The sequence below is a fragment of the Bacillus sp. B19-2 genome, assembly GCF_022832475.1.
Taxonomy (GTDB): domain Bacteria; phylum Bacillota; class Bacilli; order Bacillales; family Bacillaceae; genus Bacillus; species Bacillus paralicheniformis.
This window is the reverse complement of sequence record NZ_JALHKQ010000009.1, coordinates 26,020-48,372: the sequence shown is the minus strand read 5'-3', so window position 1 is coordinate 48,372 and position 22,353 is coordinate 26,020. Positions and strand designations below refer to the sequence as shown.

The following is a 22,353-nucleotide window of genomic DNA, read 5'->3' as shown; positions in this document are numbered from 1 at the left end:
CTCCCGTTTCAGCTGGAGCCTATTCAAATTGATAAAGAGGCGTGCTTAAGTATCTCTCTCCGTTACTAGGAAGCACAGCGAGAACTTTTTTGCCTTTCCCAAGCTTTTTAGCGACTTGAAGAGCAGCATAAATCGCCGCGCCCGAAGAAATTCCTCCGAGAATACCTTCTTCTCTCGCCGCTTTACGGGCAAATTCAAAGGCTTCTTCGTTTTTCACTGTGATGATTTCATCGTAAATTTCCGTATTCAAGATTTCCGGAACGAATCCCGCTCCGATTCCCTGAATTTTGTGCGGACCTGGTTTTCCACCGGAAAGAACAGGAGAATCAGTCGGTTCCACCGCGAAAATCTTGATGGACGGATTTTTTTCTTTCAGGACTTCTCCGGCACCTGTTATCGTTCCGCCGGTTCCGATACCTGCAATGAATGCATCTAAACCGTCTCCGAATTGTTCGGCGATTTCTTTTCCCGTCGTGCGGCGGTGAACTTCTGCGTTCGCAGGATTGTTAAATTGCTGAGGCATAAAATAGCCGTGTTCCTCAGCCAGTTCTTCCGCTTTTTTAATCGCGCCTTTCATTCCTTCTGCACCCGGAGTCAGCACAAGCTCAGCTCCATATGCACGCAGAAGGTTGCGGCGCTCAGAACTCATTGTATCAGGCATAACAAGAATCGCTTTGATGCCCTTCGCTGCAGCGACCATGGCAAGTCCGATTCCCGTATTTCCGCTGGTCGGTTCAATCAGTGTATCTCCTTCTTTCAGAAGGCCTTTCTCTTCAGCGTCTTCTATCATGGCAAGCGCAATCCGGTCTTTTACGCTGCTTCCAGGGTTCATATACTCCAGTTTCACATATACTTCAGCACTGTCTTCATCAACTAGTCGATTTAATTTAACGACAGGTGTATTTCCGATTAAGTCATAAACAGAGTTTGCAACGCGAACCATTTGAACACCTCAATTTCCGAGTAATTTTATTGGGATTATATCTAATTTATCAATATCAAAATATTTTGTCAATCTTTATTTTTTATCGTCATAAAACCAAGATACTTTCGCATCTTTCCAAAGCGTCTTCACCGAAGCTTTGTCGCCTAATTGATCCATCGCGATCTGTCTTCTGATTTGATCTTTCACTTCGCTGTAAGTGAAAGCTTGCCCCGGGAGCTTCTCTTTGAGCTGGATGATTGCATAGCCCTGGCTCGTTTTTATCGGTTCATCCACCCATTGATTTTCCTTTAGCTGCTGAGCTTTCTCTAAATATTCGGCCGGAATGTTTTCGTGCTGATCATTGACGAACCCGAGGTCGCCGCCGTAAGGAGCCGTGTACCGGTCAGTCGAGTGTTCAGCCGCGGCCGCTTCAAAGCTGGATCCTTCTTTCAGCTCTTTAAGAACTTGTTCTGCTTCGTCTTTATCTTTGACAACGATATGCTTGAGGCGATAAGAATCATCGAATTTATATAAGTCCTTATTTTTGTTATAGAATGACTTTAATTCGCTGTCAGAAATCACAATATCTTTTGTCAGAAGCTCTTCAAGAAGAATATTATGCTTAATCTGCTCTTTCCATTCTTTTTCTGTCGTGCCTTCGTCTTCGTAGAAGGAATTGTATACAGCTTTAATCAGCAGAAATTCTCTTTCAATGTCTTCATCAGACACTTTGATCTTATTTTTTTCGGCCATTTGGGTGACAACGCGGTCGTTGATCATATCTTCAAGCGTTGATTTTCCGTAGCGCTCTTCCATTTCGCTCAGCCATTCTTCACGAGTGATGCCGTTTTTTCCGATATGTGCAATGACTTCTTGAGCGGACGGTGAAGAAGCTGTCTGCGATTTCGTCAAAACATACGCGATCACGATACAATTGACAAAAATCGCACCTAAAATAATCGGCCAAAGTGTTCTTGATTTCAATATGGTGTCTCCCCTTTCCCCATTGTAAAAGACCCGCTATTGCATAGCGGGCTTATATTTCATCTCGAATCGCTTCTAGCTCTTCCTTTGTAAACAGATACGTTTCATTGCAAAAATGGCATTGAGCCTCAGCATGGCCATCTTCATCAATCATCTGTTGAATTTCATCTTTGCCAAGACCGATGATGCCTCTTGCGAAACGCTCTTTTGAACAATTGCATGCAAACCGGACAGGAACGGTTTCCAGTACTTCCGGTTTTTCTCCTAATACCGCAGCCAGCACTTCCTCAGGTGTCAGACCTTTCTGTATCAGCTTTGAAATGGGCTCCACTTGAGAAAGGTTTGTTTCAAGCTTCGTGATGGTTTCATCGTCCGTGCCCGGCAGCAACTGAAGGATAAATCCGCCTGCAGCTAAAATCGTATTGTCGGGATTGACGAGCACCCCTACACCCACCGAAGAAGGAACCTGTTCAGAAGATACAAGATAATATGTAAAATCCTCGCCGATTTCTCCGGAAACGATCTCAACCTGGCCTGTAAATAAATCGCGGAGACCGAGATCTTTTACTACGCTTAGTGTGCCGGACGTACCGACGGCTCTTCTGACGTCCAGTTTGCCGTGTTCATTTAAGTCGAAATGAACGTGCGGATTGGACACGTAGCCCCTGACATCTCCTTTTGCATTTCCGTCAGCAACAATCGCGCCGATCGGTCCGCCTCCTTCAATCTTGACGGTAAGCTTGTCTTCGCCTTTCAGCATGGCACCGAGCATGACAGCCGCCGTCATCGTTCTTCCTAAAGCGGCGGAAGCGGTAGGCCATGTGTTATGCCTTCTTTGGGCTTCATGAATCGTTTCTGTTGTATTCGCTGCATATGCTCTCACTTTGCCGTCATATGCGATGGCTTTCACTAAATAATCCATACCTCATCCTCCTATACACTTTCAACACGATTCCGTTCATAAATAAGCTCTAGTCCCTTCAACGTAAGGAACGGGTCAACGATATCGATGCAGTCCGATTCGTCTGCTATCAATGAAGCAAGACCGCCCGTCGCAATGACTTTCGGATTTTTCTTGGACTGCCACTTCATCCGTTTGACAATGCCTTCAACCTGTCCGACATAACCGTAAAGGATTCCGGACTGCATCGCGCTGACCGTACTTTTGCCGACAATATGATCTGGCCGTGCAATTTCAATTCTGGGAAGCTTGGCAGCTCTCGAATAAAGCGCTTCAGTTGAAATCGTGATGCCCGGCGCGATCGCACCGCCCATGTACTCCTTGCGCTCGTTAATATAACAGTACGTTGTAGCGGTTCCAAAATCAACGACAATCAGGGGGCTTCCATAGAGATGAATAGCCGCCACTGCATTTACAATGCGGTCTGCTCCGACTTCTTTCGGATTATCGTATTTTATGTTTAATCCTGTTTTCATTCCCGGACCGACAATCTGAGGCTCGATCTGAAAATATTTAATACACATTCTTTCGAGGGAGAACATGATCGGAGGTACAACTGATGAAATAATAATTCCTTCGATCTGGTCAAACATCAGTCCGACATAATCAAATAAAGAACGAAGAAGCATGCCGAATTCATCTTCCGTTTTATGACGGCTTGTCTCAATCCGCCAATGATATTCGAGCTCTCCCTCGTGGTAGATGCCGAGGACGGTGTTTGTATTTCCCACATCTATAACAAGCAACATTCTGATCACCACTTTTGACTAGTTTCTCTTACTTGGGCATAAAACATTCTACCATCATACAATACACGATGCCGATTCTGTTTGTAAACGAATCAAATCGTAGTGAACAAAGATTTTCCAAAGAGGTTTTTCAACCATAAAAAAGAAAACTGCCAAAAGCAGCGCTTGGCAGTTTTCTTGAAGAGACGGAATAGAGTCGTTACTCTTTTTCATCCTCGTTTTTCTCTTCGTCATCTCGTTTATTGATGTTAACTTTCACATCGTCTGTCTTTTCCTGATCATCAGAATATGTGCGATCAGGAAGTCTTCCGTGCTCAGACAAATGTTTGATTTGCTCAGCGTCGAGCGTTTCAACTTCCAGCAACGTTTGAGCGATCAGCTCAAGTTTGTCGCGATTTTCAGTAAGGATTGTTTTTGCACGTTCATAACATTCCTTAATGAAGCGCTGAATTTCTTTATCGATTTCATACGCAATCGCGTCGCTGTAGTTCTGGTCATTGTTGAAATCGCGTCCTAAGAACACTTGCCCGCCTTGCGATTGTCCGAATTGAAGAGGACCGAGCTTTTCAGACATACCGAATTCGGTTACCATTCGTCTGGCAATGCCTGTAGCGCGCTGGAAGTCGTTATGGGCACCCGTGCTGACCTCACCGAAGATGATTTCTTCAGCTACACGGCCTCCAAGCAAGCCGACGATCTTATCAAGAAGTTCGGGTTTGGTTTGGAAATAACGGTCTTCCTTAGGAAGCATGACGGCATATCCGCCCGCTTGGCCGCGCGGTACGATCGTTACTTTATGCACCATATCCGCTTCATCCAAGACAAGTCCAATTACGGTGTGTCCCGCCTCGTGATAAGCCACGATATTGCGTTCTTTTTTCGAAATTACCCTGCTTTTCTTTGCAGGTCCGGCGATGACGCGGTCTGTCGCTTCATCGATGTCTCGCATATCGATCTTTTTCTTATCTTGACGCGCCGCTACGAGAGCCGCTTCATTTAGAAGGTTTTCAAGATCCGCACCTGAGAAACCAGGCGTCCGCATCGCGATCGCTTTTAAGTTTACGGATTCATCAAGCGGCTTGTTTCTTGCGTGTACTTGAAGTACAGCTTCACGACCTTTGACATCTGGGCGGTCAACTGTAATTTGACGGTCAAAACGTCCCGGACGCAGCAATGCAGGGTCTAAAATATCGGCGCGGTTTGTCGCAGCGATAATGATGATTCCTTCATTGGCGCTGAATCCGTCCATTTCAACAAGAAGCTGGTTGAGCGTCTGTTCACGTTCATCGTGCCCTCCGCCAAGGCCTGCTCCCCGCTGGCGTCCGACAGCATCAATTTCATCGATGAAAATCAGACAAGGCGCATTTTTCTTGGCGTTTTCGAACAAGTCGCGAACACGTGATGCACCAACCCCGACGAACATTTCAACGAAGTCAGATCCGCTGATGCTGAAGAAAGGCACCCCTGCTTCACCGGCACAAGCTTTCGCCAGCAATGTTTTACCGGTACCCGGAGGTCCGACCAAAAGCACGCCTTTCGGAATCCTTGCTCCGAGTTCGGCGAATTTGCGGGGATCCTTGAGGAAATCAACGACTTCCACAAGCTCTTGCTTTTCTTCATCCGCTCCTGCCACATCTTTGAATTTGACGCGTTTCTTTTCTTCTGTATAGAGCTTCGCCTTGCTTTTTCCAAAGTTCATAACACGGCTTCCGCCGCCTTGAGCCTGATTAAGCAGGAAGAAGAAAAGAATGAAGATAATAACAAAAGGGATGATGGTGGTAAAGAACGTCATCCATCCATTTGCTTCCTGTGCAGGTTCTACTTGTATCTTCGTTTTTTTCACTTGATCAATGATTTGATCTGCCCCTTTTCCTTCAGGAACATGGGTCAGGAAATATTGATCTTTCTCATAGGTCGTCAGCTGCCCCCGAACCTCGTACACACCCCTGACAGGCTGGATGGAGACATTTTCAACCTTCCCGTTATCTAGGTTTGAAACAAAGTCACTATACGTCATATTTTCTGTTTTCGGATTTGCGGTTTGGAAGTAGCTCACAACTCCGATCACAACTAATAAAATAAGTAAATAAAAAATGGTATTACGGAAGACCCGATTCATTCCTTACCTCCTCCCACAGTAAGCACAACTATGTTCAATAGTATCATAGAAAATCGTTCCAATACAACAGATATCCCTTTCGCTAACAAGCCCGAATCAGCTCTCATAAACCGCAGGTTTCAGCACTCCGATGTACGGAAGGTTACGATAGCGTTCAGCATAATCGAGACCGTATCCGACAACGAAAGCATCGGGAACTTCAAAGCCGACGTAATCCGCTTTGATATCCGCTTTTCGTCCGCTTGGTTTATCAAGAAGGGTTACAATCTTAATCGATTTAGCTTTGCGGTATCGGAAAAGCTCTACAAGATAACTCAAGGTCAGCCCACTGTCGATGATATCCTCAATAATTAAGATGTCACGGCCCTCTACAGATGTGTCCAAATCCTTAATGATTTTTACCTCTCCGGAAGAAACCGTTGAACTGCCGTAGCTTGATACATCCATGAAATCCATTTCCAAATATGTATCAATATGCTTCAAAAGATCAGCCATAAACGGCATGGCTCCCTTTAACACACCGATTGCCAGCGGAAACTTGCCGCTGTACTCTTCTGTCAGAGTCGCGCCCAGCTCCTTGACTTTCTTTTGGATCTCTTCTTCTGAGATCAAGATATTTTCAATATCATGTTTCATTCTTTGCTAGCCCCCTACACTTTTCATGCTGTCTATATTGTAATACAATGCGATCATTGTTTGTAACATCAAGTTCCTCAAAAATGGTTTTTTTCAGACCAGGTATCCAAATAATGTTTCCAACCGCGTCTGTTACAATGGGCCAGCTGTCTCTTTTCGCAAGAGGCACTTTTTCATCAATAAATATATCTTTAACCTTTTTTGAGCCGTTCATCCCTTTAAGTTTGACTCGGTCTCCATTTTGCCTTGTCCGTACATAAAGGGGAAATTGAACCTGCTTGGGACTTGTTGCAAAAACATCGTTTCCTTGCAGCTTCCGGGTTGAACCGGGTCCGCTCACATGAAGGGAGGAGCCGTCGGGAAGCATCAGTTCTTCTTCGTCTGCCCCGCTTATTTCATAATGATAGGAAACATTTTCACATTGTAAACGCTGAAATGTAAACAAACATGTATGATAAGATTTTGCAACTTTTAACCCATTCGGAAAATCAAGGGAACCGGATGGTCCACCTTGTGAAATCCAATCCAGAAACACTTGAATAAGATGGGCTGAAAACGCTGATGGAACGTTTTCATAAAGATAGTTTAATATTAGATGAACTCCCCTTCTTTGTAAAGGCATAGGGAGTGCAAGAAGCCGATCGATGCTGATTTCGACACCGGAACTTGACTTGCTTGTGATTACTGTATTCATTTTATCTTTCGTTAATGCCTGTAAGTATAATTCGTCTTCTGTCAGGAATTCACTGACGGATTGAAACCTTTTATGGACATCTTCCGACTCTTTCTTCAGAAAAGGGAGAACATGGTGCCTGAACCGGTTCCTGGTGTAATCATCCTCACTGTTGCTCGGATCGGTTCTATACGGTATTCGATTCTCTTTGCAGTAAGCCAAAAGATCATCCTTTGACAGCCTTAGAAACGGCCTGAGCAGCCAGCCGCTGTCAAAACGGCGCTTTGGCTGAATTCCCGCAAGCCCGAGCCCGACAGTGCCTTTTGCCATCTTCATCAGCATCGTTTCCACCTGATCATCTCCGTGATGAGCCAGAACCAGATATTCAGCCCGACGCCTTTTCATTAACTCTTGAAAAAACGCATACCGGCATTCTCTCGCAGCAGCCTGTTTATTCAGATTGTTTTCCGCGGCAAATGTCAGGACATCGATTTGCACCGCCTCGCATTGTATGCCTTCCGCCTCGCAGTAGTCCTGAACGAACCGCATATCCTGCTCAGACTCTTCGCCTCTGAACATATGATCGACGTGTGCGGCAATCAGCGTCGCCGAGGCAGGAACCGTACGGTGCAGAGCATGCAGCAGCGCCATCGAATCAGGCCCGCCGGAGACACCTGCAACCAGTGTCGATCCATCAAATGACAGTTCGTATTTTTTCATGAAATCTTCAATACTTTTCACAATGTCCTCCCACTAAGAGCAGGGTGTATTTCAAAAGATATAAATATCCTAACACTTTCAATCGGTCCCTGCAAAGAAGAGCTATCCGCCGGCAAAGCAGAGCTAAATAAAAAAGAGAACGATATACGCAAAGTAAAGGGCAAGAACGCTTACGACGATTAGCAGCGTTTCAAAAACACCGCCGGATTTAGAACTGTTTCTTTGCTTTCTACGCCCGCTCCTTAACCTTTGCTGCTGAGGCGTCCCCCGCTTATGCCGCGGGCCTTGAGACGGGGCGGATGCCGATGAAGAACGGGCGGTTCTCGACTGGCGGCTGCTTTGCATTCGGGCAGGCCGGCCGATTTCCAGGAGGTCTCCCTTCATTTCATCAGCTGTTCGATAGCTTCCTTTTAAAGCAGAAGCAAGAACCGGCTTATACCGCTTTAAAAACGGCTGTCCGTCGATGACTGACATAAGCTGTTCCTGAGGTCTTGCTGTCTTTTTAAATTCTTTTTTCACCGCACAGTTCACCATAATCATGGCGACTGAAAACAGATCATACGACGGCTCAGCCTTACGGGTTCCGAATTCCCAATAGCCTCTGTCAAAAAACTCAGTATATTCCTTGATTGCCCGGCCTTCTTTTGTCGTCCCGCCCACATCAATGCAGCGGATTTGCGGCGGCGGGCCCGTCACGATTAAATTCTCGGGCTTTAAATCCCCAAACACCCATCCTTCGCGATGAATGGCCGACAGACTTGAGAGAAGCTGGCTGATCAGCACCGGAATCCATTCCTCGCCTTTTTCGTTTACATATCTTAGAAGAAGCGGACCTTCAATATATTCCATCACATAAAATGAGAGTTTTTTGCCCGTGCCCGCAACAACCATGTCATCCACATCAAAAAAAGAAGGCCCCATTGCTTTTGCCTGGGCCTTTGAGAAAGATTTCAGAACATTCACTTCCGAGGTAATGGACAGGCTGTCATCGCTCACTTTTAATGCAACGCGGCCCTTTCCTGAATCGGCCAGATACACAACGCCATTCGCCCCTTTTCCAAGATGTCTGATGATCTTGTAGGAATGATTGTTCCACTTTCCAACAACGGCTGCACCCGGCTTTAGACTAGCCGCCAAACTCGTCGAAGCGTTTTTCATTGTCTTCTAACATTCTCCTTCTTGAGCCGATTTTGTTAAAATGCTGAATCGCCTCTCGTATTGCGGGTCCTGTCGGCGTAATGCCGCCGGCTGAAAGCTTGGAAAATATCGAAGAAAGAGATTCAAACTTCGGGGTCCAATCAAGCACAAGCTCGACCTCTTGTTTTTTCCCGGGAAATATAAGCATCGCAAATTCGTTTTCGCCGATTCTTGAATTGAGACTGATGGAAAGGTCTATCAATGCTTCTTTAACGGTCGGCAGCTTCGGATTCATGCTCGCGCTTGTATCGACAAGAACCAATACATGAAGATGTACGGTCTCGCCGAGCTCGTCTACGACTTCCATGACTTCACCGCGTTTATCAGGAGGCAGTTCATCCATTTCGGTATGCTTGCCGAGAATTTGTTTGAGCTCACTATTAACAACGCCTTGAAGGGTTTGCGTCATCGCCTTTTTTGTCACCATTTGAACGGTCTGCGACAGCTGCGACGCGTAAACAACCTGGTGAACTCCCCCGCCTGCGAGAGCGATCCCTTCAACTTCTTTCATCGCTTCCTGATCCATTTCATGCTCGTCCATAATCCCAATCACATTCACGGTAATCCCCTGCTCCTTCGCAAAGGCGGCCATGGCCTGCGGGTCTTCGCCGCGGTTTGAACAGCCGTCCGTCAAAAGCAGGATTTGATTCAAGTGCCCCTTTTTCATCGTTTTTATTCCTCCTGGACAAAGATATCTTGATTTAGTTCCATCATCGCCAGAAGAAATTTGATTTATACGAAAGCTAAGAAATCTCTTGATTCTTTTGGAAAAAAGACGGCGCCGGAATGGAGGCCCACTTTGGCGTATTATGATCCAGCTTGATAACAATCACCGTCATATCGTCCTCAATCAGACCCGACCTTGTCCGAATCACTTCTTCCATGATCAAGTCGGCGATTTCCTGCGGCTCCTCGGTTTTCAGAGATTTCAATTTCCGCTTCATCCACAGATCATGATTTTCAACATGTCTAGGCCCTTCAAAGATTCCGTCGCTCATCATGATCAAAAGGTCTCCCGCTTTTAATTGCTCGCTGACTACATCAACATCGAATTCTGTAATGATGCCGATCGGCAGATTGCTGGCCTGCACTTTGATAATCTGATCGCCTCTTTTAATAAAGCTCGGGGTAGAGCCGATTTTCAAAAACTTGCAGCTCGCATCCTGAAGATCGATGACCGATAAATCCAATGTCGAATATATTTCATCTGTCGTCCTTAATGAAAGAATGCTGTTGATCGTTTTAATCGCCACTTTTTCGTCGATGCCCGACTGAAGAATCTTTTCCAGCAGCTTGATCGTCTCATTGCTTTCAAAATGGGCCCTTGCGCCATTTCCCATACCATCGCTGATGGCGGCCGCATATTTGCCGGTGCCGAGCTCCATCATATTGTAGCTGTCGCCGGAGACAAGCCCTCCTCCTTTTGCTGCATGCGCGGCTCCCGTCACCACCCTGTATGACTTCGCCGAACCGAAAGCAACATGACAATATCCATTCGGATGGCCGGCACACTGTTCCGCTTTGACGATAATTTGTTCTTCCAAAATATCGGACAGCATCGGAGCGATGATTTTTTCACACTCCCCGTGGCCGTTGCAATACGGGATACTCATTTCGATATCGATGTTGCCCTGCTCAAGACTGTAAATTTCGACTTGTTGAATTTCAATGCCGAAATGCTGCAGCGCATCCCGAATTTGTTCTTCTTGAATAAAATGCTGCTCCCTCTCCCTTTTTATTTCCCGAGAAAAGTCCGCCATAACCTGAGAAACTCCGAGCAGCTGCTCTGCGACGAGACGCCTGCTGTCATGCACCTTTTGTTTTAATGTCTGATTTGCCCTAAAATGAGACAGCTCGTCTTCCATCAGCGCTTCTACTTGCTTTGATTTGGAGCAGTGCTGATGAAACTCCTTTTTCAGCTTGCGGTTTTTAAAATATTGCTTTTCTTCTGTTTCCTGCATAACTCGTTTCATCAAGTCATATGTTTTATCAAAGTTCTGAACCCAGCACTTGTTTTTCTTATAACAGGACTGGCAGGAGTGTTCTGTCACCGTGCTCAAAAACAAATCGATCTCTTTTTCTTTTCCTTCATCATCTGGAATCGAATGATAAAAGGTAGCGAAGCTTTCGGATAATGCGTGAAAAACACTCGAAAACTGATCGACCTTCTGCGCGGTGACATCGCGGATTTTTCTTGCATACTGCTGCTGTTCCTGAGCGTGTTCAGTCGTTCCCGGTATATACTTAGCCACTTTTTTCGTAATCGACTGAGGGGTTAAAAGGAACAGGCCGATTGCAATCAGTGATTCATAAAGTGTCGGCACAAGTTCAGCTGAACCTTCTCCGTACAGAGAAATCAATAGAGATCCGATCAATAAGCCGACCGCTGCACCGAACTTTTTTCCTTCTTTTAACAAACCGCCGAGAAGACCTGAAAAAGCCAGCAGGCTCATCTGATATAAATTGCCGATATTTGAGAGGCTGAGGATCAGCCCGGTCACAACTCCGACTGTACAGCCGATGCTCGCGCCCCCGATGAACGCGAAAGCGAGCACGACATAACGGGCCAATATCAGTTCAGCCTGCATGCCTTGAAAAGAAACGCCTGTCAAACCTGTGAGAACAGAAGCGATTAAAATCATAAAACAAATGATCTCTTCGATTTTCAGCGACTGTTTCGCCCGCTTTGAGGTGACAATCGGCAGGCTTTGCAAAAAAATCAGTGTGAGGATAAACGATAACCCGGCTTCAACAAAAGCCATAATATAGTGATAACCCGAAACCGTTCCGTATTCGGCATATACGAATCCGCATCTTGTCACAGCCATCGCCAAAAAGACAACGACAGGCAGCGTTCTGACGCGGTCTTTTATAATAAGAGACGTCATTTTGGAACATATCGCAAATGCAACCAGAGCCGCAAGCACGAACAGCGAATGCTGAGGCGATATGCTCAGAGCCCCGGCAAGAAGCGCCAGGCACGCAAGAAAAGCTTTATCTTTTTTAATTAAAAGCATCGCTCCGAAAAATGGAAGAGCAAAGGGAATGACCTCTGACAGAATGAAGGCTCGTCCCAATAAAAAACCGATGATCATATAGATCAGCCCTTTATAAAAAAAGAGGGAATATAAATGCTGCATCACAAGCTTCGTCGTGCTGCCAAACCATGAATACAATTTTTGAACAGCAGGTCCAGCTATTGGGCTGTTCACTCTTCTTTCCGCTTTTTCCATGCTCTCATCTCCCACTCGTTTATTCGTTGCTTGCCATTATAGCGAAAGATGAAATAGGATTTTGTCAAAAGAAGGTAATGAATTCAAAGAACTGTTCGACGCTTTTTGTAGCATGCTTCAATCACTCTTGATAAGTCGAGTCCATTCCCGTTATTTTGCGTATTTTTATGCAGCAAAAAAACCGGCTTCAGAAGAAGCCGGTTTCCGGAATGACCCGTACGGGATTCGAACCCGTGTTACCGCCGTGAAAGGGCGGTGTCTTAACCACTTGACCAACGGGCCTTCATATAAGTAGCGGCGGAGGGGATCGAACCCCCGACCTCACGGGTATGAACCGTACGCTCTAGCCAGCTGAGCTACACCGCCATGTTGTTGATTTCTTTTAACGCACAAGTTCTATAATACAAAGGATTGTCCTATCCGTCAATAGAAATTTTAATAAAAATTTTATGAGAGAAAATAAAAAGGCATCCGTTGGGATAAGACGAATGCCTTTCGTATATATAGAAAGCAGCAAGTTAACCTCTTCTTGCTCCGCGCCCTCCACGTTTTGATTCCGTGTTGCGTTTTAGAGACGATAAGCGATCTTCACTGTCTTTTAAAAACTTATTCATTTTCTGTTCAAACGTTTCTTTAGAGCGGAAATCATTTTTAGGTCTCGCAGGTCTTGATGATTGAGGACGGTCTACAGCCTTTTTGATCGACAAGCCGATTTTCCCATCTTTCTCAACATTGATGACTTTAACTTCTACTTGATCACCAACCTTCAGATGATCATTAATGTCCTTCACGTAGTTATCGGCTACTTCGCTAATATGAACAAGACCTGTTGATCCTCCAGGCAGTTCAACAAACGCTCCGAAATTTGTAATACCTGTTACTTTCCCTTGCAACTTGCTGCCAACTTCAATCGACATAAAAAAAGTGCTCCTCCTTAGACTTAAAAAAGATCATTTGTTTAATTATACATAAAGAAAAAATTAAGTGTCAACAAGGCTACTTGCTCTTATCTTCAAACTTGAAGATGATTTCGCCATCTTTTGAGAGGTAATAATCCTTTCTGGCAAGCTCTGCAACGTAGTCCTCATCCTTTAATTTCACGATCTCATCTTTCAAATCCGATTTTTTTGCTTCCAGTTGTTCCAATTGTTTCAAAAGCTCTGCTTTCTTCTCTTGCTTCGCGCTGATATCCGAAGTCTGCGACCAAAGCGAACTGACAATCACAATCGCCGACAGCAGCACAACGGCGCCGAAAACAATCAACCGTCTGTATAGACCGCGTCTTTTTCTTATCAGCTGCTGCTGTTTTCGCTCCATCTGCTCTTTGTATTCGTTCTGTATTTGCGATATGTTGCGTCTCGTGGGATCATTCATTCCAGACGGCCTCCCTTCATTTTTTTAAAAGTTTTGCCTTAATGGTTATGAATAGTTTCTTCCCCTTTTCGAAAAATCCTGCTCCTTTTTGCAAAAAGCGTCTCAACAATCCCCGAACCGGGGCGGGAAGAAGCCTGCAGCATTGATATAGTATAAAATAAATCGGATATCCTGCAAATTTTAATATCTTATATAAACATACCGCAAAAAAACGAAAAAGAACATAGATATTTCTCATTGTAAAGAGAATGATGGCTAAAATAGCTTGAAACGTCCATACAACAGGCCGAAACACCATCATCCGCATCATCTTTGAGACCAGCCTGGAGATGAATATAAAAAAGGAAATCATCCATTCCAAAAGCTTGATATAGATCTGCTTAAAAAGGCTTTGATAAGCGGCAAATCCAAGCATGACCGCCAGAAAGATATAAATTCGGAATTCCCCTTCATTCACGCTCAGCAAAACATAGAAAAAAAGGAGACCTTGTACCACCCAAAACAAAAAGTCATGGAGAAACAACAGCCACCTTGCTGTTTTCGAGCGAACGACAAAACGGGTGTAGGTGTCAAGGGAAGCGCCAAGCCATGCCCCCATTCCGGCCATGGCCAGCATCGTATAGAACTGCGTGGTCAGCGTCATTTAAACAACTTGCTAAAAAATCCTTTAGCTTTCTCCCCCTGCTGCTCATCCAAATAGACGAGATCAAGCACTCTTCCCTTGATGGAGACAACGCCTTTTTCCACATCGAGATTCTTCATTTGCAGGTTTTCGCCTCTGACCGCCAGCATGCCCATGACCGTCTCAAGTAAGAATTCCTCATTGTCAAAGCTCTCGACCTGTTTGACACCGGATATATCCAGCAGCTTGCGGCCCTTCATCGTCACATTATGTTCAGGACCAGATGCCCCGCCGGAAGGGTTGTGCTGATCATAATATACATTCATCGATTCATCCCCCATATCCTCATACTAAAGATTCGATACTGCATTGTATGAGACGGGGGATTTTTTTAGAACAAGCCTATTCTCCTCCCAGCTTCTCTTCTTTGAGAACGGTATACATATCAGCGGCTTCTTCTTTTTTTGTCGTATCCTTCAATTCATTGACTTTGACGGTTACAAGCTTTTGGCCGAAACGCACCGCAAGCTCGTCTCCCGCTTTGACAACAGAGCTTGCTTTCGCCTGCTGGCCATTGATCGAAATTCTTCCCTGGTCAGCCACTTCTTTTGCAAGCGTCCGTCTTTTAATCAGCCTTGATACTTTGAGAAATTTGTCGAGTCTCATCACTTGTCAGCTCCTTTCAATGTCTTTCGCTTCATTCCACAATTCGTCCATCTCTTCAAGCGTCATACTTTCCAGATCCTTGCCCATGCGCTTTGCAGATTGTTCAATATGCCTGAACCTTCTGTAAAACTTGGCATTTGTCATCGCAAGGGCCTCTTCCGGTTCAATTTTATAAAACCGGCCGATGTTGACGAGCGCGAATAAAAGGTCGCCGAACTCTTCTTTCATTTTTTTGCTGGTCTGTTCGGCTTCGGAAATTTCTGAAGAAAACTCTTTCATTTCCTCGTGGACTTTATCCCAAATATCCTGGACATTCGACCAGTCGAATCCGGTCTTTGCCGCCTTTTTCTGAAGCTTGTTCGCTTTTGACAAAGCGGGAAGCGGCTTTGGAATGTCGTCGAGGAGGGATGGATCGTCCGCTTGTTTCTCCTGCTTCTTGATCTCTTCCCAGTTTACCATGACGTCGGCCTCATCACGAACAGATACTTCTCCGAAGACATGCGGATGTCTTCTGATCATTTTTGCGGTGATCCCGCGAATCACATCGTCAATTGCAAAAAGGCCGTCATCCTCGCCGATCTGCGCATGCAGCAGAACCTGGAGCATCACATCGCCGAGCTCTTCCACAAGGTGGTCCGGATCTTCTTCATCAATCGCCTCGAGCACCTCATAGCATTCCTCAATTAAGTATTTTTTGAGCGATTCATGGGTTTGTTTTTGATCCCACGGGCAGCCGTCCGGTCCGCGCAGCCTCCTGATGATGCTGCGGAACATCGAAAATTCCTGGTACAGAATCTCTTCGTCTTTGACAGGCGGAACGTAGACACTCGTTAAGTTGTTGATGCCGACACTCCTGTCTAATTCGTAAAGAGGCACCGTCCGAATGTCTTGCATGCTGCTTCCTGCCGCTGTGACAATGACGACTTCATAGTCATCAGGAAGCTTTTCCATCAACGTCAGTTTGACCTCTGATGCCGTCATTTGATCATACACCTGGCAAATAATCAAATGATGACGGAGCTCGACTTCGTCAGCGGAAAACCGGACGGCGTCGACAAACTGAAACCCGTCAATCGGATCGATCTGCAAAGCATTTAACGTCGCATCAATAAAGCTGTGGCCTCCCTCGACAACGACGTCGGCCTGATGAGCGCCCCGCCTCTCAAGCAAAAGCTGGACCGTTTTTTCAGCGACGAACGGATGGCCCGGAACGGCATAGAGCACATCCCGCTGCTTCGCCTCCTCAAACAGCCTATCTACGATCTCCTCGTAAACATCTTCGAATTGATCATGCTTTTCATAGATCTCATCAAAAAAATGAATTTCCGCTATTTCTTTTTTCAGGTCTTCTATTAATGGATGGTCTTTCGTCCTGACAAAAAGAACCTCCGCTTGTGTAAGCCGTTGATAAACACCGAGGGTTAATTGATTCATATCGCCTGCCCCCAGGCCGACTACCGTGATTTTACCGGCCATGCCTGCCGCCCCTTTCTCGTTTTAATGTCAGGAGCTTGCTGCCAAAAGGTACAAGCTCAAGTTCTTTTTCTGAAAACACGCGTAATGTGAAGATACCGGACAAAAAGACAACGCCGCCGACGAAAACGGCGCTAAGACTTTCCGCCGCCGCGATCCATCTGCTTTTATGAGGTATGGCCGCTTCAAAAGCAAAAAGCCACATAGCCAGAGCAGCCGACATGATCACAGCCGACAGCAAAACACCGGCAATCCTGTATTCAGGCAGCTTGATCCAGCCTTTCCTTTTCAGCTGAAAAAAATTGAGCCCTGCGACAGTGGCGAATGACATCATAGTCGCAAAAGCGGCGCCGGAAATGCCGAAACCGGGGATCAGGAGCTCGTTCAATACGACTTTCACAAAAAAGCCGCAGCAGACGGAAACAGCTGGAAGACATGTATGGCCGAGTCCTTGCAAAACAGCAGTCATCGTGATCGCCAACGATGCAAACAGAATCGACACGCTGAAAATTTGAAGAGCAGCCGTTCCATCGCTGTTCTTAAACAGCATGACATTCACCGGCTCCAAAATGCATATCAGACCGGCGGCTGCTCCAGTCCCTATGACGAAGCTCATTTTTAGTGAATACCGGATCTTTTCCTCCAGAACCGCCGTTTCTCCCTTTTTCTTCGCTTTTGTAAGGGACGGGACAAGAGCTGTCGCAATGCTCGCAGCAAAAACGGTTCCCAGCTGCAAAAGCGGCTGTCCCCTGTCATACACCCCTTTTGTATGTTTCGCCTGAAGTTCGTCCATTCCTTGTCCGGCCAGCAATGAATACAAGTTCAATGCGTCGACGAGCTGGATGAGAATCAGCATGAGGCCGGCGGTGCAAATCGTAACCGAGTACAGACACAGCTGTTTCAAAATATCGCCTGTACCGGCCTCTATCCCGGCGGCCGCGGGATGCTTTTCACGCTTGGCCCAAAACACGGCGAGAATGGAAAACGCCGCAAGGCCGCCGACAAGGGAGCCAAAAGCAGCCCCTGCCCCGGCGTCATATAAGGAAAAGCCGTTTTTGACGAGCCACCACGTCAAAATGAGGATCGCCCCAACCCGGAGTGTCTGTTCTCCAATTTGAGAAAGTGCCGTCGGAAGCATCTGTTCGCCTCCTTGAAAATAGCCTCTCAGCGAAGACACGAACGGCAGCAGCAAATAAGAAAACGACACGGCGCGGATCACCCCGGCAAGGTCGGGATCACCCATAAATCCTGCGATGGCTCCGGCTCCGGCAAACAAGAGAAGAAAAAAGCCAAGGCCCACAGCCGATAAAAAAATCATAGACACCCGGAGAATTTTTGCCCGGTTTGCCGCCCCGTAATCATTCAACAACTTTGAAATGATGACCGGGAACCCGGAGGTGGCAAGCATCACAGATATTCCGATCATCGGATACACCTGCTGAAAAATATAAAAACCGACATCTCCAACTATATTTTGAAAAGGCACTCTATATACAGCGCTTAATATCTTTGATAATATCCCCGCCAATGATAATACAAAGGCACCTTGCCAAATCCATTGTCTTTGGCCTCTTAAAAACCCCATTCCTTTAAGCTCCTTCCAATGCGCTTTCTCTCCGCTTTCTAAAAAGCGCACGAAACGTGCTTATTATACCATATTCAGGGCTCGTACCCCGCCTGCAACTGTGAACTAAAAAAGAACAGCCCAAAAGGTGCTGTTCCAACTGCTGATGCTGATTCAAGCTGAGAAAAACGCTTTCGGCATTCCAGCTCGTTCGAGCAGGAATGTCAAAATAAAAGGAATGAGACCTATTGTTCCATTTGACGGGCCAAAAAACCGGCGGCGGTTTCAACCGCTTTATGTTCCACTTCGCCGATTGACTGGTCTTTCGAAAAAATGACAACCGCTCCGATCGGATCACCGTTTGCAACAATCGGACCGACGGTATAAGAAGCAACCTCTTCGTCAATACCATCAATAAGCTGAATTGTCTTCGCGTCTCCTTCCAAAACAGAACTGCGCTGATCCATCGCCTTTTCGACCATGTCGCTGATTGATTTGTTTAAATAGTCTTTTTTAGACCCCCCGGATACTGCGATATACACATCCCGGTCGCAAATCAGCACGGAATGGCCCATGCTGTCATAAAGCGCATCAGCATACTCCTTTGCAAAGTCGCCGAGCTCGCTGATCGGAGAATATTTTTTTAAAATAACCTCCCCATCCCGGTCCACAAATATTTCCAAAGGGTCTCCTTCACGAATGCGCAAAGTTCTGCGGATTTCCTTCGGGATCACGACCCGGCCTAAATCATCAATTCGACGTACGATACCAGTTGCTTTCATCTCTGCTGCCTCTCTTTCATTTGATGATATATCTGGTGGATATAAATAGAGCTGTGTACTTATGTAACACTCTCCACTCTTGATTGGTTTTAGTATCCTTCACATCAAATGTAATATACGCGAGAAACAACAAATTTTTATGATGAAGCGATCGTTTGCTTTTTAACGTTTTGAAGGCCTTTCAATATGTCGAGAAGCGTTTCAAGCCACTCTTCCGGTTGTCGGTTTTTCACTTGAATCGAAATTTTCAATTTCTTTCCTTCCATCCCGAGGCCGATTTGTCTGCCGTACTTGCTGCCGAGTTCAAACAGTTTTTGGCCGTCAATTTCGGCACTCGCTTTTTCGTCAATCGTCAGTCTGACGGCGTCTTTATCCTGTTTGATCAGCTCGACGCGTTCTGTGATGGCATATACCTTCGCCTCTGCGATGGCGAATAAATATTCGACTTCTTTCGGGTATTCGGCGAAGCGGTCGATCATCTCATCTTGAAGCTCGCTCTTTTCTTCAATGGTTGAAATCGCTCTGAACCGTTTATACATATCTATTTTTTGCTTGCCGTCTGTCACATAAGTCTGCGGAATATATGCGTCAAGTTCCAAATCGATTTCCGGCTCAAATTTTTCAGCTTGCGGTACATCTCCCTTACGAGCTTCTATCGCTTCCTTAAGCATTTGCGAATATAAATCGAAACCGACAGAATCGATGAACCCGTGCTGCTGCGCACCTAAAAGATTTCCGGCGCCGCGGATCGTCAAATCGCGCATCGCGATTTTAAATCCTGATCCGAGTTCTGTAAATTCTTTAATCGCCTGAAGCCTTTTTTCGGCCACTTCCGTAAGGACTTTGTCCTTCCGGTACGTAAAGTAAGCGTAAGCTACACGGTTTGAGCGGCCGACGCGGCCCCTCAGCTGGTACAGCTGGGAAAGCCCCATCTTATCTGCGTCAAATACGATCAGGGTATTGACGTTTGGAATATCAACGCCCGTTTCAATAATCGTTGTGCTGACGAGCACATCCGATTCTCCCTCTAAGAAATTCAGCATGACCGATTCGAGTTCGTTTTCTGTCATCTTCCCATGGGCATAGGCCACCTTGGCGTCAGGCACAAGCATCGAGATTTCTTCCGCTTTTCTTTCAATATCCTCCACCCGATTGTACAAAAAGTAAACCTGACCGCCTCTGGCCAGCTCGCGTTCTATCGCTTCTCTGACCAGGGCTCCGTTGTATTCGACAACGTACGTCTGTACCGGGAAGCGGTTTTCCGGAGGCGTTTCAATGACTGACAAATCTCTGACACCGAGCATGGACATATGAAGGGTTCGAGGTATCGGAGTTGCCGTTAATGTCAAAACGTCGACATTCGCTTTAATGCGTTTAATCTTTTCCTTGTGCGTGACACCAAACCTTTGTTCTTCATCGATGATAAGCAGTCCAAGATCTTTGTACACGACATCCTTGGACAACAGCCTGTGAGTGCCGATTACGATGTCAATCGTTCCGTTTTTTAAGCCCTTGATCGTTTCATTTGCTTCTTTTCTCGTCCGGAACCGGCTGAGCAAACCGATATTAATCGGGTAGTCCTGGAAGCGTTCCATTATCGTTTCATAGTGCTGCTGTGCGAGGATCGTAGTCGGCACAAGGAGCGCGACCTGTTTTCCGTCTGCAATCGCTTTAAAGGCGGCGCGGATCGCCACTTCGGTTTTGCCGTAGCCCACATCGCCGCAAAGGAGCCGGTCCATCGGTCTTTCTTTTTCCATGTCTCTTTTAATCTCATGGATCGATCTCAGCTGATCCTCTGTCTCCTGATAAGGAAATGCGGCTTCAAACTCACGCTGCATTTCATGGTCGGGAGAAAACGCGTAACCTTTGCTTGCTTCCCTTTCGGCATAAAGCTTGATCAAGTCATCGGCGATATCCTGGACAGAGCTTTCAACCTTTTTCTTAACCCGTTTCCATTCGCTTCCCCCGAGTTTATAAAGCTTCGGCTCTTTGCCTTCGGAACCGACGTATTTTTGCACCTGATCAATTTGGTCAACCGGTACGTAAAGCTTGTCGCTTCCCTGGTAGTGAATATTCAGGTAATCCTTATGAATGCCGTTGATCTCCAGCGTTTCGATCCCTAAATACTTTCCGATACCGTGGTTCACATGGACGACATAATCGCCGATCTGAAGCTCCGAGTAGCTTTTGATCCGTTCGGCATTGGTCAGTTTTTGTTTGCGCGCCTGCTTTTTGACACGCTTTTTAAACAGCTCTTCCTCGGTAATGACGGCCAGCTTGATCATCGGAAGTTCAAAGCCGGATTGAAGACCGCCTTCCATAATGTAAATCTGGCCTTGGGCAAGCGCTGCATCCTGGTCGGCCTGGGCGGCTTCGATGTCATAATCGGACAATACTGACGCAAGTTTTTCGACGCGCTCTTTGCTGTCCCCTAGAAAAACCGTTGTATATTTCGATTTCTTAAACCGTTCAATCTCATTTTTGAGCACATTCATTTGTCCGTGAAAGCTCTGCATTTGCTTGCTTGAAACATTGACGATGTTTTGCGGACTGGTGTGCTGCACATGCCTTAAAAACAGCGAGTAATACAAAATTGGGCGGGACTGTTTTGAAATGAGGCTGTGAAAAGGAAATGACATTGCCGTATCATGAAGGATTTTCCCTTCTTCCAGCAGGCTCGTCACCCATTCTGCCTCTTCCTTTTGCAGCTGGTCTTCCATTTCATGAATACGGCTGATCTCATCTAGTATCAGCAAAGTATTTTTCGGGAAATAATCTAGTAAACTAGCAGGCTTCTCATAGAAATAAGAAAGGTATTTAACCATTTCCTGGCCGATATGCCCTTCCTTGAGCCGCTCTTTATCTTCCGCGATATTTTGGTCAAGAATTTCCTTTTGTTTATCAAGCTTCAGCTTTTTAAGACTGTTGGCAAGGCCTTTATCGATTTGTTCAAGCGCTCTTTGCCGATCTTCATCCCGCACGATCAGTTCCTTCGCAGGGCCGATCGTTACTTCATCGCGCGTTTCCAATGAGCGCTGATCATCCGTATTGAATATACGAATCGAGTCAACTTCTGTATCAAACAATTCAATCCGGACAGGGTTTTCTTCGGTCAATGAATAGACATCGATAATCCCTCCGCGAATGCTGAATTCGCCTGGAGCCGCCACCATATCCGTACGCTCATACCCCATTTGAACAAGCTTCTGAAGCAGCTGTTCCGGGTCGATGTCGCGCCCCGTCTCAATGCGAATCTGACTGTTTTGCCATACTTCGACAGGGGGCAGCATTCTTCTGACGGCTGCTGCCGGAGCAATAACAATTGGCGTTTCACCGCTTGCAAGCCGATTTAAGACATCAAGCCTTTGCGAGCGCAGCTCAGGGCTTGCCACCGCAATTTCAGAAGAAATCAATTCGTTGACAGGATATAAAAGGACAGGCTGATCTTTTATCAGCCCTGTCAAGTCATCTGTAATTTTTTGAGCCTGATAAAGGTTATGCGTAATTAAAAATACCGGCCGTCTCGTTTCTTTTGTAAGAGCGGCTGTAAATAACGACCGGGCAGATCCGGAGAGCCCCGCAAGCAGCTGTTCCTTCAGCCCTTCGTTTAAGCCGTTGACGATGGATTTAAAATCATCGCTTTGTGTAATATAGGATTGAATATTGTTCAAATGA

The 22,353-nt window shown here is 46.1% G+C and carries 19 protein-coding genes and 2 tRNA genes; all 21 read right to left on the bottom strand.

Annotated features, from left to right (window positions below; genetic code table 11):
* Positions 1-19: 19 nt before the first annotated feature.
* Positions 20-943, bottom strand: a complete 924-nt coding sequence (gene cysK / locus MST20_RS20615) for a cysteine synthase A (RefSeq protein WP_065644008.1) — start codon at positions 941-943, stop codon at positions 20-22.
* 75 nt (positions 944-1,018) lie between these two features.
* Entirely contained in the window at positions 1,019-1,909 is an 891-nt protein-coding gene (locus MST20_RS20610) for a peptidyl-prolyl cis-trans isomerase (protein WP_243944493.1), read from the bottom strand.
* Positions 1,910-1,961: 52 nt separating this feature from the next.
* On the bottom strand, positions 1,962-2,831 hold the full coding sequence (gene hslO, locus MST20_RS20605) for an Hsp33 family molecular chaperone HslO (RefSeq protein ID WP_243944491.1): 870 nt from the start codon (positions 2,829-2,831) through the stop codon (positions 1,962-1,964).
* Positions 2,832-2,842: 11 nt separating this feature from the next.
* Positions 2,843-3,619, bottom strand: a complete 777-nt coding sequence (locus MST20_RS20600; protein WP_003178242.1) for a type III pantothenate kinase — start codon at positions 3,617-3,619, stop codon at positions 2,843-2,845.
* A gap of 199 nt (positions 3,620-3,818) precedes the next feature.
* Entirely contained in the window at positions 3,819-5,738 is a 1,920-nt protein-coding gene (gene ftsH, locus MST20_RS20595) for an ATP-dependent zinc metalloprotease FtsH (protein WP_065644004.1), read from the bottom strand.
* Between the two features lie 96 nt (positions 5,739-5,834).
* Positions 5,835-6,374 (bottom strand): hypoxanthine phosphoribosyltransferase, encoded by a 540-nt coding sequence (gene hpt, locus MST20_RS20590; protein ID WP_243944490.1) that lies wholly within the window; start codon positions 6,372-6,374, stop codon positions 5,835-5,837.
* Positions 6,364-7,788, bottom strand: a complete 1,425-nt coding sequence (gene tilS, locus MST20_RS20585; protein ID WP_243944488.1) for a tRNA lysidine(34) synthetase TilS — start codon at positions 7,786-7,788, stop codon at positions 6,364-6,366. The genes hpt and tilS overlap by 11 nt, the downstream gene beginning before the upstream one ends.
* Before the next feature lie 102 nt (positions 7,789-7,890).
* Positions 7,891-8,925 (bottom strand): protein kinase domain-containing protein, encoded by a 1,035-nt coding sequence (locus MST20_RS20580; RefSeq protein ID WP_243944486.1) that lies wholly within the window; start codon positions 8,923-8,925, stop codon positions 7,891-7,893.
* On the bottom strand, positions 8,894-9,631 hold the full coding sequence (locus tag MST20_RS20575) for a vWA domain-containing protein (RefSeq protein ID WP_243944484.1): 738 nt from the start codon (positions 9,629-9,631) through the stop codon (positions 8,894-8,896). Before MST20_RS20575 ends, MST20_RS20580 begins: the two co-directional genes overlap by 32 nt.
* 76 nt (positions 9,632-9,707) lie before the next feature.
* On the bottom strand, positions 9,708-12,197 hold the full coding sequence (spoIIE, locus tag MST20_RS20570; protein WP_243944482.1) for a stage II sporulation protein E: 2,490 nt from the start codon (positions 12,195-12,197) through the stop codon (positions 9,708-9,710).
* A 210-nt stretch (positions 12,198-12,407) separates the two neighbouring features.
* A tRNA-Glu gene (locus tag MST20_RS20565) sits at positions 12,408-12,479 on the bottom strand.
* Between the two features lie 10 nt (positions 12,480-12,489).
* Positions 12,490-12,563 (bottom strand) — tRNA-Met (locus MST20_RS20560).
* Between the two features lie 152 nt (positions 12,564-12,715).
* The gene (locus tag MST20_RS20555; RefSeq protein ID WP_003178226.1) at positions 12,716-13,114 is read right to left on the bottom strand and encodes a S1 domain-containing RNA-binding protein; all 399 of its coding nucleotides are present in this window, start codon (positions 13,112-13,114) and stop codon (positions 12,716-12,718) included.
* A gap of 79 nt (positions 13,115-13,193) precedes the next feature.
* Positions 13,194-13,571 carry an FtsB family cell division protein gene (locus tag MST20_RS20550; RefSeq protein ID WP_243944480.1) on the bottom strand — a complete coding sequence of 126 codons (378 nt, stop codon included), beginning with the start codon at positions 13,569-13,571 and terminating at the stop codon, positions 13,194-13,196.
* A 16-nt stretch (positions 13,572-13,587) separates the two neighbouring features.
* Positions 13,588-14,214 (bottom strand): spore cortex biosynthesis protein YabQ, encoded by a 627-nt coding sequence (gene yabQ, locus MST20_RS20545; RefSeq protein WP_243944478.1) that lies wholly within the window; start codon positions 14,212-14,214, stop codon positions 13,588-13,590.
* Positions 14,211-14,519, bottom strand: a complete 309-nt coding sequence (gene yabP, locus MST20_RS20540; protein WP_011197470.1) for a sporulation protein YabP — start codon at positions 14,517-14,519, stop codon at positions 14,211-14,213. Before yabP ends, yabQ begins: the two co-directional genes overlap by 4 nt.
* A gap of 76 nt (positions 14,520-14,595) precedes the next feature.
* Positions 14,596-14,859 (bottom strand): RNA-binding S4 domain-containing protein, encoded by a 264-nt coding sequence (locus MST20_RS20535; RefSeq protein ID WP_003178218.1) that lies wholly within the window; start codon positions 14,857-14,859, stop codon positions 14,596-14,598.
* A 6-nt stretch (positions 14,860-14,865) separates the two neighbouring features.
* Positions 14,866-16,335 carry a bifunctional methyltransferase/pyrophosphohydrolase YabN gene (yabN, locus tag MST20_RS20530; RefSeq protein WP_243944476.1) on the bottom strand — a complete coding sequence of 490 codons (1,470 nt, stop codon included), beginning with the start codon at positions 16,333-16,335 and terminating at the stop codon, positions 14,866-14,868.
* Positions 16,325-17,917: a putative polysaccharide biosynthesis protein gene (locus tag MST20_RS20525; RefSeq protein WP_243944474.1), complete on the bottom strand. Its 1,593-nt coding sequence runs from the start codon at positions 17,915-17,917 to the stop codon at positions 16,325-16,327. Before MST20_RS20525 ends, yabN begins: the two co-directional genes overlap by 11 nt.
* Before the next feature lie 224 nt (positions 17,918-18,141).
* Complete coding sequence (gene spoVT / locus MST20_RS20520; RefSeq protein WP_065643997.1) at positions 18,142-18,678, bottom strand: stage V sporulation protein T; 537 nt, start codon at positions 18,676-18,678, stop codon at positions 18,142-18,144.
* Between the two features lie 137 nt (positions 18,679-18,815).
* Complete coding sequence (gene mfd, locus MST20_RS20515; RefSeq protein WP_243944472.1) at positions 18,816-22,349, bottom strand: transcription-repair coupling factor; 3,534 nt, start codon at positions 22,347-22,349, stop codon at positions 18,816-18,818.
* Positions 22,350-22,353 lie beyond the last annotated feature (4 nt).